General features: G+C 46.7%; 10 protein-coding genes and 1 pseudogene. 7 read left to right on the top strand and 4 right to left on the bottom strand.

Annotated elements, in window-relative coordinates:
* The first annotated feature begins 273 nt into the window (after positions 1–273).
* Positions 274–1,506 (top strand): ROK family protein, encoded by a 1,233-nt coding sequence (locus ACFS25_RS06860; protein WP_381497912.1) that lies wholly within the window; start codon positions 274–276, stop codon positions 1,504–1,506.
* Positions 1,507–1,602: 96 nt separating this feature from the next.
* Here the strand turns inward: ACFS25_RS06860 and porX are convergent, their stop codons facing one another.
* The gene (gene porX, locus ACFS25_RS06855) at positions 1,603–3,162 is read right to left on the bottom strand and encodes a T9SS response regulator signal transducer PorX (protein ID WP_381497911.1); all 1,560 of its coding nucleotides are present in this window, start codon (positions 3,160–3,162) and stop codon (positions 1,603–1,605) included.
* A gap of 327 nt (positions 3,163–3,489) precedes the next feature.
* Between porX and ACFS25_RS06850 the strand changes: the two genes are divergently transcribed.
* Genes ACFS25_RS06850 through ACFS25_RS06840 form a run of 3 tightly spaced genes read left to right on the top strand, consistent with a single transcriptional unit; the run spans position 3,490 to position 5,762 of the window.
* On the top strand, positions 3,490–4,689 hold the full coding sequence (locus ACFS25_RS06850) for a LysM peptidoglycan-binding domain-containing protein (protein ID WP_381497910.1): 1,200 nt from the start codon (positions 3,490–3,492) through the stop codon (positions 4,687–4,689).
* Positions 4,690–4,696: 7 nt separating this feature from the next.
* The gene (locus tag ACFS25_RS06845) at positions 4,697–4,909 is read left to right on the top strand and encodes a hypothetical protein (protein ID WP_381497908.1); all 213 of its coding nucleotides are present in this window, start codon (positions 4,697–4,699) and stop codon (positions 4,907–4,909) included.
* A gap of 37 nt (positions 4,910–4,946) precedes the next feature.
* On the top strand, positions 4,947–5,762 hold the full coding sequence (locus ACFS25_RS06840) for a TIGR02757 family protein (protein ID WP_381497906.1): 816 nt from the start codon (positions 4,947–4,949) through the stop codon (positions 5,760–5,762).
* A gap of 49 nt (positions 5,763–5,811) precedes the next feature.
* On the opposite strand, the pseudogene hemN reads toward ACFS25_RS06840, so the two are convergent.
* Positions 5,812–7,187: pseudogene (gene hemN, locus ACFS25_RS06835) on the bottom strand (oxygen-independent coproporphyrinogen III oxidase).
* 171 nt (positions 7,188–7,358) lie between these two features.
* On the opposite strand from hemN, the gene ACFS25_RS06825 reads away from it, so the two are divergent.
* Positions 7,359–9,836: a heavy metal translocating P-type ATPase gene (locus ACFS25_RS06825; protein WP_381497899.1), complete on the top strand. Its 2,478-nt coding sequence runs from the start codon at positions 7,359–7,361 to the stop codon at positions 9,834–9,836.
* A gap of 23 nt (positions 9,837–9,859) precedes the next feature.
* Here ACFS25_RS06825 and ACFS25_RS06820 read toward each other — a convergent pair whose 3' ends face one another.
* Positions 9,860–10,111: a group III truncated hemoglobin gene (locus ACFS25_RS06820; RefSeq protein WP_381497897.1), complete on the bottom strand. Its 252-nt coding sequence runs from the start codon at positions 10,109–10,111 to the stop codon at positions 9,860–9,862.
* Positions 10,112–10,509: 398 nt separating this feature from the next.
* Between ACFS25_RS06820 and ACFS25_RS06815 the strand changes: the two genes are divergently transcribed.
* The gene (locus tag ACFS25_RS06815) at positions 10,510–11,517 is read left to right on the top strand and encodes a hypothetical protein (RefSeq protein WP_381497895.1); all 1,008 of its coding nucleotides are present in this window, start codon (positions 10,510–10,512) and stop codon (positions 11,515–11,517) included.
* Positions 11,518–11,801: 284 nt separating this feature from the next.
* Here ACFS25_RS06815 and ACFS25_RS06810 read toward each other — a convergent pair whose 3' ends face one another.
* Positions 11,802–12,551, bottom strand: a complete 750-nt coding sequence (locus tag ACFS25_RS06810) for an acyl-CoA desaturase (protein WP_381497893.1) — start codon at positions 12,549–12,551, stop codon at positions 11,802–11,804.
* Between the two features lie 216 nt (positions 12,552–12,767).
* Here ACFS25_RS06810 and ccoS point away from each other — a divergent pair, with 216 nt between their 5' ends.
* Positions 12,768–12,944: a cbb3-type cytochrome oxidase assembly protein CcoS gene (ccoS, locus tag ACFS25_RS06805; protein ID WP_381497891.1), complete on the top strand. Its 177-nt coding sequence runs from the start codon at positions 12,768–12,770 to the stop codon at positions 12,942–12,944.
* The last annotated feature ends 39 nt before the right edge of the window (positions 12,945–12,983 follow it).

Below are 12,983 nucleotides of genomic sequence, written 5' to 3'. Positions count from 1 at the left end.
GTTAGTAGTCTGTTCTTTGGTCAAGATTATTAAATTAACAAGTTTTTTGACAGGGCTAGATTATATATCTGGGAAAGAAGAAAAAAAATACTGCTCATGTAGATAAATATTTAATGCTTGTTTAATGTTAATTTTATCAATTGGGCTTGATTTTTACTAATTAAGAGCTATTAGCAATATAAGTAGTTCAACCATTGCGGTTACTTTGCAGATAAAAATGACATTTACGTTCGGTTGGTCATTCCGAAACTATTATTCCTCTGTTTATACCCTATGCATACATCTCCTGTCCTTGATAAGGAGGCACCTGCTCAACAGTCGGTCGTCGATTATAAGAAGAACCAAAAACAGCGAAAGGTGCTGGCTCACTTATATGCCGAAGGAACCTGTACGCTGGCCCACTTGACGAAGATGTTGCATAGCAGTGTTCCGTCGGTAACGGGCTTGGTCGAAGAGCTTATTGATACCCAGTGGGTAACGCCCATCGGCACGGCTATTGGTAGTAACGGTCGGCGACCGGTATTATTCGGATTAGATACGAAGCATAATTATGTGGCCGTGTTGGATGTCAGTACACACGACACGAAAATATTATTCATGAACGTCCAGCGAAAAGTGATTTTTCGCGGTGACTACGACCTACGACTTGACGACAACCCAACCTTTCTTTCGTCGTTGGCGTATTACTTCACCAACGCCCTGGCCGAGTCGAATATTAATGCCGATGAACTCATTGCCATAGGCGTATCTATGCCGGGATTGGTGGATGCCCGCCGGGGCTTAAACCTGACCTATAAGAATATAATTCAAGCAGGCGAATCAATAACTGATTGGTTATCAGATCAACTCGGCAAGCCGGTTTACCTCATTAACGATACGAAGGCAACGGTGCTAGGCGAAAGTCGATTTGGGGGGGCAAGGGGTAAAAAACAGGTGCTGGCTATAACTATTGACTGGGGTGTTGGTCTAGGCATTATTGTAAATGGTGAAGTATTTAATGGAGCGAGTGGATTTGCGGGCGAATTAGGCCACATCCAGGTCGATCCGGAAGGCGAGTTATGTTTCTGCGGAAAAATTGGTTGTCTCAGTACAATAACATCAGCGTCGGCGCTGGTTGGACGGGTACAGCGCGATATTCTGGCCGGGCAAGTTTCCAAACTGGCTTTCTTTCGTGACAATGTTAACCAAATTGACATCGATGAACTTATCAACGCAGCTCACGATGGCGACTCCTATGCCATCGACATTTTGCATGAAACTGGTTTTCAACTGGGTAAAGGGCTAGCCATTGCTATTAGTTTATTTAACCCCGAAATGATTATTGTGGATGGGGTATTAACCAAAGCAGCCGCCTTTATTCTGAACACAATGGAGCAGGCCATTAGTAAGTATTGCTTAAGCGATTTCCGAAATGACATGACCATAGAACTCACGCAGTTAAACGGCACCGCCAAATGGTTAGGTACACACGTCTACGTAATGGAAGATATTTTTGCGAATTATTAAATTAGCCGTGTCCTATTAAGCAAGAAAGGCGGCCCGGGAGAAAAGGAGTTTAAAACTCCTTTTCTCCCGGGCCGCCTTTCTTATGCTCGTTCCTATTTACTTCGCCTTCAAATATGCAAAGGGAATAATCATCTCCTCCAGCGATACGCCCCCATGTTGGAAGGTATTGCGATAGTGGTTAACGTAATAGTTGTAATTGTTAGGATACGCAAAGAAATAATCCTCCAGCGTAAACACGTAAGCCGTTGATACGTGGGGCTTTGGCAGAAATAACCGTTCTGGTTTACGCCCTACAAAAAGGTGGTTATCGTCGAAGCCGAGGTTCTTGCCTTGTTTGTAACGCAGGTTCGTATTCGTTTCGCGATAGCCAACAATTTTAGCTGGTTTCTGCACCCGAATCATCCCGTGATCAGTCGTGATAATAAGCCGTCCACCCTTGGCAGCAATTTTTTGTATAAATTCAAGCAGGGGCGAATGCAGGAACCACGAACGTGTAATGGAACGATAAGCCGACTCATCAGGAGCCAACTCTTTAATCATCGCCATGTCGGTGCGGGCGTGCGACAGCATATCCACAAAATTATAAACTACCACGTTCAACTGATTCTGTAGCAAATTATTGAAGTTATCGACGAGCGATTTCCCTTGATTAACGTTTAGAATCTTGTGGTATGACGACTTAATATTCAGGCGACTTGCCTCAAGCTGCCGGTGCAGAAATTCATCTTCATGGTTGTTCAATCCCTCATCTTCGCTGTCGTCATTAACCCATAAATCAGGATGCTTTTTCTCCATCTCGCTGGGCATCATTCCCGAAAAAATGGCGTTTCGGGCAAATCCAGTCGTGGTCGGTAAAATGGAATAGTATGACGATTCCTCTTCAACCGTAAAATATTCAGCTAATAGAGGTTCAATAATTTTCCACTGGTCGTAACGAAGATTATCAACCAGAATAAAGAATAGAGGAGCCGCATTTGCGTCCAGAAGTGGAAACACTTTTTTGCGCATCAACTGATGCGACATAACAGGGCTTTCTGTTTTAGGGTCGTTTAGCCAATCTTCGTAATTGTCTATTACATACTTGCAAAATTCTGAGTTAGCCTCGCTTTTCTGCATGTTCATAACTTCCAACATACTCTTATCCTGGGAGTTATCAAGTTCTAACTCCCAATAGATGAGCTTTTTATAAACATCAGCCCATTCGTCAAAATCCATGCGATCATTGTATTGCATAGATATATTGCGAAACTCCTGTTGGTAGCCAATGTTAGTACGTTCGGTAACAAGACGTTTGTTGTCAAGAATCTTTTTGACCGACAGCAGAATTTGATTCGGGTTGAGCGGTTTAATCAGGTAATCGGCAATTTTGGAGCCGATAGCCTCTTCCATAATGTGCTCCTCTTCGCTTTTGGTGATCATTACGACGGGCAGGTTCGGGCGCATCTGCTTAATCTGCGCGAGCGTTTCCAGCCCCGTCATACCAGGCATCATTTCGTCGAGAAACACAACGTCGTAGTTGGTTTGCTCAACCTGATCGAGCGCATCTGCCCCACTATTAACGGGTGTAACGTCGTATCCTTTATTTTTCAGAAACAGAATGTGGGGCTTTAAGAGATCAATCTCGTCGTCGGCCCAGAGTATCGAATAATTTTGCATAGTTCCGAAGGTGGTTATTACACGGGTTCCTTCGTTTTGCCTTATTGGCTACGAAATGAATAACCGTCCCTTGTTTAACATCAAACGACCGCTTCTGTTCATGTGGTTCTGTTTTAAGGTTTTTTAACAGGAGAAAAAGGTATTTTTGTCGAAACTCGATTGAAACCAGTAAATTCAGTGCTGATGTTTGACCCACATTAAACCATACGCTCCGAAATTTGTGGCTAATAAAAACAGCCCAATTTTTGCGTTACTTTTACACTATGAGCCGTTTATAGACTTGGCCGCTGAGTACTGACTTCGACCACCTTTCGGCTGTTATAACCCATGAAAAAACTTCCTGTTCGTTCCGCTTTATGGATACTAAGCGGACTATTATATAGTCACGTCACGCTGGCTAATCCGGCCAAATCCATACGGGTGACGGTGGCCGATTCGATTGGCATTGAGAAAAAAGATGGTAAGCGTTTCATTTTGCATCGTGTTGATGAAGGCCAGACTCTTTTCTCCATTGCCCGACGGTATGGCCGCTCAGTTGCCGATATTAAAGCTGCGAATCCTGACTTGAAAGATGGCGTTCGGTACGGCCAATTAGTCAGGATTTTGCTCCCAGATAATGCGCTAAGCCGTAAAGAAGAAAAAAAAGCAATTGACAAAGCAAGTCAAAAGCAAGAGGCCAAAAACGAAGTTAGAATGGCGGAGACGATGAAGCCTAAAGTGGTAAAAACGCTAAAGCCTGATGAGAAAGAGGTCAAAAAAATCGACGATCCGGCACGAGCTGGCATCCACGTTGTTGAACCACGGCAAACGCTGTATAGCTTAGCCAGTAGGTACGGCGTATCGCAATCGGATTTACGCAAATGGAATAACCTGCCCGGCAACAATGTACTTATTGGTCAGGCACTTATCGTTTCAGAAAAAGCATATCTGGCCCGTACGCCATCAACCCCGGCACCAACTGTAGCCGCTAAAACACCTGATACACCTAACCGACATAGTGATAATGATGTGGCACTCCGACCACCCGTAACGGCTCATCCCACCGAACCACGCATTAACGAACCCCGGTCTACGACGCCTACCGAATCAAAACCCGAGCATCATAATGATACCCCACCCTCGCCAGTAAACAACAAACCAACCGAGACTGACAATCGGCCCGCTACGAAACCAATAGAAAAACCAGCGGAGAAAGCTGCCGAAGAAATTGAACCGCCCCGTCCAGGAAACGACGCGCCAATGCCAACGCGCGGCCGTCGCCTATCCAGCAGTGGTGTGGCCGAAATGATTGACGGAAACGATGGATCGGGCAAATACCTTGCCCTACACCGCACAGCTCCTATTGGGACACTGGTGCAGGTACGAAACGAATTTAATAACCAAAGCCTTTGGGTAAAAGTCATTGGCCGGTTGCCAAATACGGGAGTCAATGACAAGATTTTAATTAAATTATCGACGCAGGCTTTCGCGAAACTTTCACCAGAAGATCGACGTTTTCGAGCTGAAGTAAGTTATATTGTTCGATAACTGATTTATGGAAACTAAAGAAGAACGTATTGCCCGGCGTCATCAAGAACGCGATGAGCAGATGAAAGCCTCACCGGGCTACGTGACATTTACAATTATGTTTACCCTTGCTTATCCATTCATTGCGGTCTTCACGTTTCTGATGTCTACCCTGCTAGCCATATTTTCGGGGATTTCCAGAGCGATGGCCTGGGTCGTTAGCGGAGGAGAAAGTAAATAACGACCAGATCGTCGGAGCGCTGACGAATTAATACTGAATGCAAGAAAGTTATTCCTCCTTAAAAGATTTTTTGGATACAAAGGCCGATCAATACAATCGTCCTTCGTTTGTTGAACGCGACCCAATCAGTATTCCACACCGCTTTAGCCAGAAACAGGACATTGAACTAATGGGGTTTTGGTCGGCAGTGCTGGCCTGGGGGCACCGCTCGGTTATTCTGAAGAAAGCAACCGAGTTGGTCGAACTCATGGATGGTACACCATATGATTTCATTCGGAATCATGGAGAAAGCGATTTGAAGCGATTTCTGAACTTCAAACACCGCACCTTCAATGCTACTGATGCGCTGTACTTTCTTCACTTCTTCCGGCATTATTATCAGGAACATGACTCACTGGAAGATGCTTTTTTGAGTAGCCCGTCAGACATTCCGCCAGTAAATGTAATCGGCACTCCTGCCATTTTACAGACAGTTGAAGCGTCTCTTATCGCCTTTCATGATCGATTTTGCGGTCTTACTGATTTTTTTCCGGAACGAACCCGTAAGCACATTGCAACTCCCGCCCGCAACTCGTCGTGCAAGCGGTTATTGATGTTTCTGCGGTGGATGGTGCGCCATGACAACCGTGGTGTTGACTTCGGCTTGTGGACGCGCCTGCATTCCAGCCAGTTAGTAATACCCATTGATGTACATGTTAATCGTGTAGCTCGCCAGCTAAAATTACTCACCAGACCACAAACTGACTGGAAAGCCGCTCTTGAGCTAACCGAAACCCTCCGGCAATTTGACCCTCTCGATCCCGTACGCTACGATTTTGCCCTTTTTGGGTTAGGTGTTGAAGGAGAAATGTAAGTTTCTCCATTTGCCTATCAACCGTAATAAGATAGGTATGAGGAAACGATTAAACCGTTTGCGAAAACAGTTGGGATCGTGGCTGGGCGTAGTTTAACCGCTCATCGAAGGCCATGCAGATAACCCGCAGAAAAGGCCAGCCTTCGGGACGCACCCGTAACCCCTCGGTGTCATAATCCAAAATACCATCAAGCCGAAATCCTTCCAGACGGGCACTTAGATCGGCCCACTCCTGCTTTGACCAACTGCCAAGATGCCAACTGGTCTGTCCCTGGCACATGATATTCAGAATTTGTCGGCGTAAAAACTGGTCCTGATCATCTAGAACATGTCCGCGCAGTAAGGGTAATTGACCCGCTATCACCCTATCGATGTACGCATCTATCCCTTTCTCATTTTGCGAAAAGGCCGACCATACATCGCTGATAGACGACGCACCGAGGCCGAGTAATACGCGTGTTTGAGTGGTTGTGTAGCCCATGAAATTCCGGTGGAGCGTTCCGGCCTGCATAGCTTTATAAAGCGAATCGTGGGGACGGGCAAAGTGATCCATGCCAATTTCAGAGTAACCACCGGCCTGCAACAAATCACGGCCAACTTCGTATAATTCGCGTTTGGCGTCGCCGGTTGGCAAATCTTCATCCCGAAATCCTCTCTGTCCGAAGGCGGCACCGCCACTGCCTTTGAGCCAGGGCACGTGGGCGTAGGAATAAAACGCAATGCGGTCAGGCAGAAGCGTCAGGGTTTTATAAATTGTGTCTTCGATAGAATCAGTTGTCTGAAATGGAAGCCCAAACACTAAATCATGGCTGATAGAGGTATACCCGGTGGCCCGCGCCCAGTGGGTCACCTGCCGAACATTTTCTAGGGGTTGATGTCGGTGAATGGCCTGTTGCACGACTGGGTCATAATCCTGCACACCAAAGCTGACGCGCCGAAAGCCGAAGTTATATAAAACCTCCAGATGCTTTTGAGTCGTATTATTTGGATGTCCTTCCCAACCGTAATCAGGCAATTCGGTGGGTGTGGCCCGTTGAAAGATGCCCGCTAGAAGTCGTTCGAGTTGTTCGGGAGCAAAAAACTGGGCGTACCGCCACCGAGGTGAAGCTCGGCAATACGTGGTTTCTCTGGTAGTAGATTACAATACAGAGTCCACTCGGCCAGCAGCGCATCAATGTACGGAACCTCAACGCCGTGGTTCCGGGTAATACGTTTATTGCAGCCGCAGAATGTGCAAAGGCTTTCGCAGTAGGGAAGATGAATGTACAGGCTGATACCATTCGTTGTATTACTGATGGTAAAAGCCCGTTGCAAATGACGAATCCAGGCCGCTTCACTAAAAGTGGTTTCATCCCAGAAGGGTACGGTTGGATAGCTGGTATAACGCGGACCGGGGATATTATATTTCTGAATGAGGGAGTTCATGGATACTATTAATCAAAAGCCAGTACGCAGAGGGGATAACTATCCCTTCACGAATAGCACAAAAATGGTTTGGTCATGAAGAGTATATACTGAGTCGTATCATGGCATTAACTGATGCTTGTCAGGAGTCAGGAAGTGGTTTTTCGCCAATTTGCTTCCAAATTTCGAGGTATGAATACGGCTACAATTTCATCAACCATTTGCTACCACTGCGGCAACGATTGCACTAACGAGAGTGTTGCTCTCGATGATAAAACGTTCTGCTGTGATGGTTGCAAAACGGTGTACAGCATTCTTAGTCAGCACCAGCTTTGCCAGTATTACGCCATTGACCAATCGGGACAAGTCACGCCAAAGGACCACAACAGACCGGGTAATAATTTAAAGGTAGGCGAGTTGTATAATTCCAGAGCCAATCAAACCCGGTTAGAATTTCTGGACCACCCCGACATTGTGGCCCAATTGCTGGAGTTTTCCAGTGAATCAACGGCGAAGATCACCTTCTATATTCCGACTATTCATTGTAGCTCGTGCCTGTGGCTGCTCGAACACTTATACCGAATCAATCCGGCCATTCAACAATCGCGGGTGGATTTCCTGAAGAAGCAGGTATACATCACCTACAACCCGACCGTATTCACGCTACGGCAGGTGGTCGAATTACTCAGTTCCATCGGCTATGAGCCGTTAATTAGCCTAAACGATGTAGTTAAAGCTGGTCAAAGTACCTCCAATCGACCATTTTTATACCGACTGGGTGTGGCGGGGTTTTGTGCAGGCAATATTATGCTGTTCAGCTTCCCCGAATACCTCGGACTTGATGACCCCTCGTTTAAACATCTATTCGGGATTATCAATTTACTGTTGGCCATTCCCGTTGTTTTCTATTCTGCATCGAGTTATTTCGAGTCTGTCTGGACGAGTCTAAAAAAAGGCATTATCAATATTGATCTGCCTATCCTGCTGGGTATTCTAGTCGCCTTTTGCCGGGGTGCCTATGAGGTGCTGGCCCTTGGTGGAGCTGGCTATTTCGACTCACTTACGGGACTGATTTTCTTTTTGTTATGCGGAAAGTGGTTTCAGCAGCGAACGCACGAGTTTCTATCGTTCGAGCGGGATTACAAATCATACTTCCCTCTGGCCGTGATGGTAATAAAAGCAGGGCAGGAAACCGCCGTACCCGTAGCGCAACTTCATAAGGGGGACCGCATCCGGGTACGAAATCATGAGTTGATTCCAGCTGATGGGCTGCTATACAAAGGTCAGGCAATGGTTGATTATAGTTTCGTAACGGGCGAATCGGAGCCGGAACCGAAAGAACCCGGTGCATTACTATACGCGGGTGGCAAACAAGTTGGCGAAGCTATCGAACTAGAAGTTGTGCGCGACGTTTCGCAAAGTTACCTGACTCAACTCTGGAATAATGACGCTTTCCAAAAAAATGAAACATCCCGGATTCGGAGTTTTGCCGATACTATTGGCAAGTATTTTACCTTAACGGTCATTACGATAGCCACCGGGGTGGGCGTATACTGGTACGCCAACAACGATCCGGCCCGTGCGATTAATGCGTTTACGGCGGTACTCATTATTGCCTGTCCCTGTGCCCTCTCCTTATCGTACCCATTCGCCTTGGGCAACGGTCTGCGGTTACTCGGAAAACGCCATTTATTCCTCAAAAACGCTGAAGTTATTGAGCAGATGGCGGCTTGCGATACGGTTGTATTTGATAAAACAGGTACACTTACTACACCACAAACAGAAATTACTGAAGCCTTCGACCGACCTCTGAATTCAATCGAGATAGCGATGATTGCGTCGCTGGTGCGGCAGTCAGTTCACCCGTTAAGCCGCAAACTGGCAAACTATCTGTCTGGAAGTGCGCCGATGTCCGTAGAAGGATTTACAGAAATACCTGGGCATGGCATTCAGGCAATTGTCGATGGGCGAATCGTTAAAATAGGACAATATTCGTTTGTAAAAACCCCAGTTGCGATCTTCGAGAACACAGATCAGGGGGAAGCTAACCAGCCGACCGGAGCCCGTGTGTATCTGAACATCGACCACGAATACCGAGGCTATTTCAATTTTCCGAATCAATACCGAGTGGGATTAGAAACCATGCTTAACCAGCTAAGACCAACGTATCAATTATACCTGCTTTCCGGCGACAACGACCATGCACAGGCCGGCTTGACACGATGCTTTCCCGATACCGGACACATGTATTTCAACTGCCGCCCACAGGAAAAATTGGATTTCGTTCGCGACTTACAAGCCAAGGGTCACCGCGTTATGATGGTTGGCGATGGACTAAACGACGCTGGCGCTTTGAAGCAGGCTGATGTAGGCATTGCCATTACAGACGATACAATCCAGTTTACACCGTCGAGTGATGCCATTATGGAATCCGGTTCACTGACGCAATTACCTCAATTTCTGCGGTATAGCCGCTTCGGTATGCGGCTGATTCGGGTCAGTTTTGCTGTTTCGTTGCTCTATAATGGCATTGGCCTGAGTTACGCATTGTTAGGAAATTTATCCCCGGTAGTTGCCGCCATTCTGATGCCGATTAGTTCGGCAACGATGTTGCTGATAGCCACGATGGGAATGCGGGGATGGCGATTTGACCGACAGAAAATCCAGTAAACCATTAGAAGAAAAATACCCTCTCAAGGATGGTGTAGCAATCCGGCTACGTATAATTTGCTTTGCAGAGCCACAGCAATCGACTGTGCTCGTATTTTGGCCATTTCGGCCCGGTCTCCAGCAAACAACTCGTCTACTGTTTGATTAAATAAACTTAACCACCGCTGGAAGTGCACCGTATGAATAGCGGTTTTGTTGCCCAACTCAAGGTGCGGCAGAAAGGGATTCCCTTTGTACTGCTCCGCCCCCAGCAGAACCGTTGACCAGAAAGCCACCAGTCGCGGAATATGCTGCGACCAGTCAACCTGCGCTACATCAGTAAAGATTGGCCCAAGTTCGGCGTCCTCTGAACACGTTCGTAGAACTGATCAACCAATTGCGAAATGTCTGCTTCGGAGTCAATATCGTGGATAGTCAGAGGCATTATAGTTCATTGAGGCCAGAGAGAATCATCACTGCTAACGCAACAGATTGTCTTATGTGTACTAAAATATCCCCCACCCACTAATCATCCATCTGGCTTGTAACTCTTTTTCGGAGAAGGAATGGAGCGTTTCCGGTGCCGGAAAGTGTAACAAGCGCAAATTATACCTCTACCCGTATAGACTTGTGCTTTTTCGGGGGTCAACATCAGCATGTTAGTATAGAACGATCAAACATGTAACTTACGCAAATGAGACAAATTTACATCAGACTACTTGTCGTTCTCACCTTTTTCATTCCCTCCGGCTGTAGTCAGTCTCTAGTACAGCAAGTAGCTTCTTTTACACCCTCGTTAGTGCTGGATTTTGGTTCGGGGTTACCAGCAGGGCTTATCTTTTCGCGTAGCAGCATAGGCACCTATATGGGTATTTCGGGTGTGATGCAGATCGCTGCAGCTAATGTTCCCCGAATCGAATATGACCCCATTACACATAATAGTCGGGGTTTATTGATGGAGGGAGCAAGAACGAACCGACTGCTTAACTCAGCCACTCTTTCCACACAGACTACACGGACCACAGACACCACAAACACACTTTCTTTCTACGGGATTGGCAGCGTAACACTATCGGGAACCGCAACGGGTACGCTATCAGGAACGAACCTAACAAGCCGAGTATCGCTAACGTTCAGGCCGACAGCCGGAACGCTGATACTTACTGTATCGGGTAGTGTGACAAACGCAAACTTGGAGGTCGGTGCATTTGCTACTTCCTACATTCCAACCACAACGATAGCGGTGACCAGAAGCGCTGACTCGTGTATAAAGTTCACTGGTTCGGACTGGTATAATCAGTTAGAGGGGAGTCTTGTTGTCGAGTTTACACCAGGAAGTGCACACGTAAATAGTGGTGTCTATAGCCTGAATGGTGGGGGTAAGCCTAATCGCATGGACTTACGCTTTTCGGGCGTCATTATCAGCTTATCCGGCATAGATCAAGTGGCCCCAGCGAGCGTTGGAATAATGGCGAATGTAGATAACCGTTGTGGCTTTAGTTATCATTATGGCAACACATCGTTGGTGCGAAATGGCGGAACAGTTCACCAGGCATCTACAATGTCAATTCCCACAGTCACGCAGATGCAGATTGGAAATCTTGATGGTAACACCGTCAGCTCACTAAACGGCCATATCCAAAAGTTCACTTACTATCCACTGGCAGTTCCCGATTCTTATCTACAGTCCCTTACCAACTAAGTCAACAACACCAACCCATCACTTATCTTATGATGCCTAACACCGTCTGGTTTTAGAAGAAAAATCGGGCGAGGCCAACACCATAAATGGATGTAATCAGTAAGGCTACCAGCCACGCCAGTGTGGCAATAACATCGTAGGAAGTAAGTGAACGTAGTCGATTCATAGCGATACACGAATTTTTGAAAGTGGTCATTCGGACGGCAAAAAAATCAAAAGTCACATAATACAATTAAAGCAGTAGCCGTATAACTGCATCAACCCACCCACTCGATTACCAAACCTCACATATATTCTTCATCGCGCCCCATGCGCAGCTTCACAATTTTGAGACCATGAAGTACTTTCAGCAACGGATAAGCCGGATCGAATTCGTGCCACCGGAAGCCGCCGAAGTTAACTCGCCCGCCATATTTGTGGTGATTATTGTGGTACGATTCACCCATCATCAGGAAATCGAACGGTAACAGGTTTTTGGCCGTATCATCTACCTTGAAATTCGTGTAGCCATATCGGTGAGCGTACCAGTTGATAATAGCGCCATGAATTGGCCCCATCAGAAAATGCACAGGTAGAAGCAAAAACATCCAGGGCGATGTGGCAAACTGAATATAAAACAGCGTGTAAGCCGTCCCCCAGGCAAGGCGTACCGGCCATCGGCATCCAAAGCGTTCCATCCATTCCCAGTTGGGCACCCCCTTTTTAAACTTCGCCGGAATAGAGTCGCGGTTGGTCTTGATTTCGCTATAGAAGATCCGGGTCTTCCACATCATATCGAAGAGATTCTTAGAAAACTGTGGCGAGTGCGGGTCCTGTTCCGTGTCAGCGTGGGCGTGGTGCAATCGGTGCATAATACCGTAGGCACGCGGACTCAGAAAAGACGATCCCTGCCCAATGAATGTCAGCACGTAAAAGACTTTTTCCCATCGATGGCTCATGGTGAACATCTGGTGGGCGGCATAGCGGTGAAGGAATAAGGTCTGCATCAGCACCGATAGGTACCAGTGAGCCAGAAAGAAAGCGAGGATAATCATAAAAGAGGCCATGCCCGATAGGCATGAATTAACAAAGAACAGTTTCGTTGGCAAAGTTGCCGCCCGCTAGTCTCCGATTTTCTGACGCGTATCAGCCGACTACCTGAATTTTGTCAACCGATACCCAAACCGACCAAAATCAGCTCCCCGTCTGACGAAACTCATCTTCCACCCGCTGAAATCCCCTCACTTTTGAGCCAGCAAACCAATAAAGCTATGAGCGTTATCTTCTTTATGATTGGTATCAGTCTACTAATGGCGCTGGGCTTTCTGGGGGCATTTTTCTGGTCGATGAAAACCGGCCAGCAGGACGACCTCTATACGCCCTCAATTCGAATGCTACTGGAAGACGATGCACCGGACACGCCTAAAACTCAATCAAACGCAGAGTAATCTCTGTACTCGTTCACTATGAATGTTTCGATAAATAAA

Source organism: Spirosoma flavum, from assembly GCF_042686045.1.
Classification (GTDB): Bacteria; Bacteroidota; Bacteroidia; order Cytophagales; family Spirosomataceae; genus Spirosoma; species Spirosoma flavum.
Note: the sequence above shows the minus strand (reverse complement) of the source record. Positions and strands in the feature narration are given on the sequence as shown.

What these genes read in the sequence shown, in the direction of transcription:
- ACFS25_RS06860 (WP_381497912.1), top strand. Translation starts at nt 274, where the DNA reads ATGCATACATCTCCTGTCCTTGATAAGGAGGCACCTGCTCAACAGTCG.
- porX (WP_381497911.1), bottom strand. Translation starts at nt 3,162, where the DNA reads ATGCAAAATTATTCGATACTCTGGGCCGACGACGAGATTGATCTCTTA.
- ACFS25_RS06850 (WP_381497910.1), top strand. Translation starts at nt 3,490, where the DNA reads ATGAAAAAACTTCCTGTTCGTTCCGCTTTATGGATACTAAGCGGACTA.
- ACFS25_RS06845 (WP_381497908.1), top strand. Translation starts at nt 4,697, where the DNA reads ATGGAAACTAAAGAAGAACGTATTGCCCGGCGTCATCAAGAACGCGAT.
- ACFS25_RS06840 (WP_381497906.1), top strand. Translation starts at nt 4,947, where the DNA reads ATGCAAGAAAGTTATTCCTCCTTAAAAGATTTTTTGGATACAAAGGCC.
- ACFS25_RS06825 (WP_381497899.1), top strand. Translation starts at nt 7,359, where the DNA reads ATGAATACGGCTACAATTTCATCAACCATTTGCTACCACTGCGGCAAC.
- ACFS25_RS06815 (WP_381497895.1), top strand. Translation starts at nt 10,510, where the DNA reads ATGAGACAAATTTACATCAGACTACTTGTCGTTCTCACCTTTTTCATT.
- ACFS25_RS06810 (WP_381497893.1), bottom strand. Translation starts at nt 12,551, where the DNA reads ATGATTATCCTCGCTTTCTTTCTGGCTCACTGGTACCTATCGGTGCTG.
- ccoS (WP_381497891.1), top strand. Translation starts at nt 12,768, where the DNA reads ATGAGCGTTATCTTCTTTATGATTGGTATCAGTCTACTAATGGCGCTG.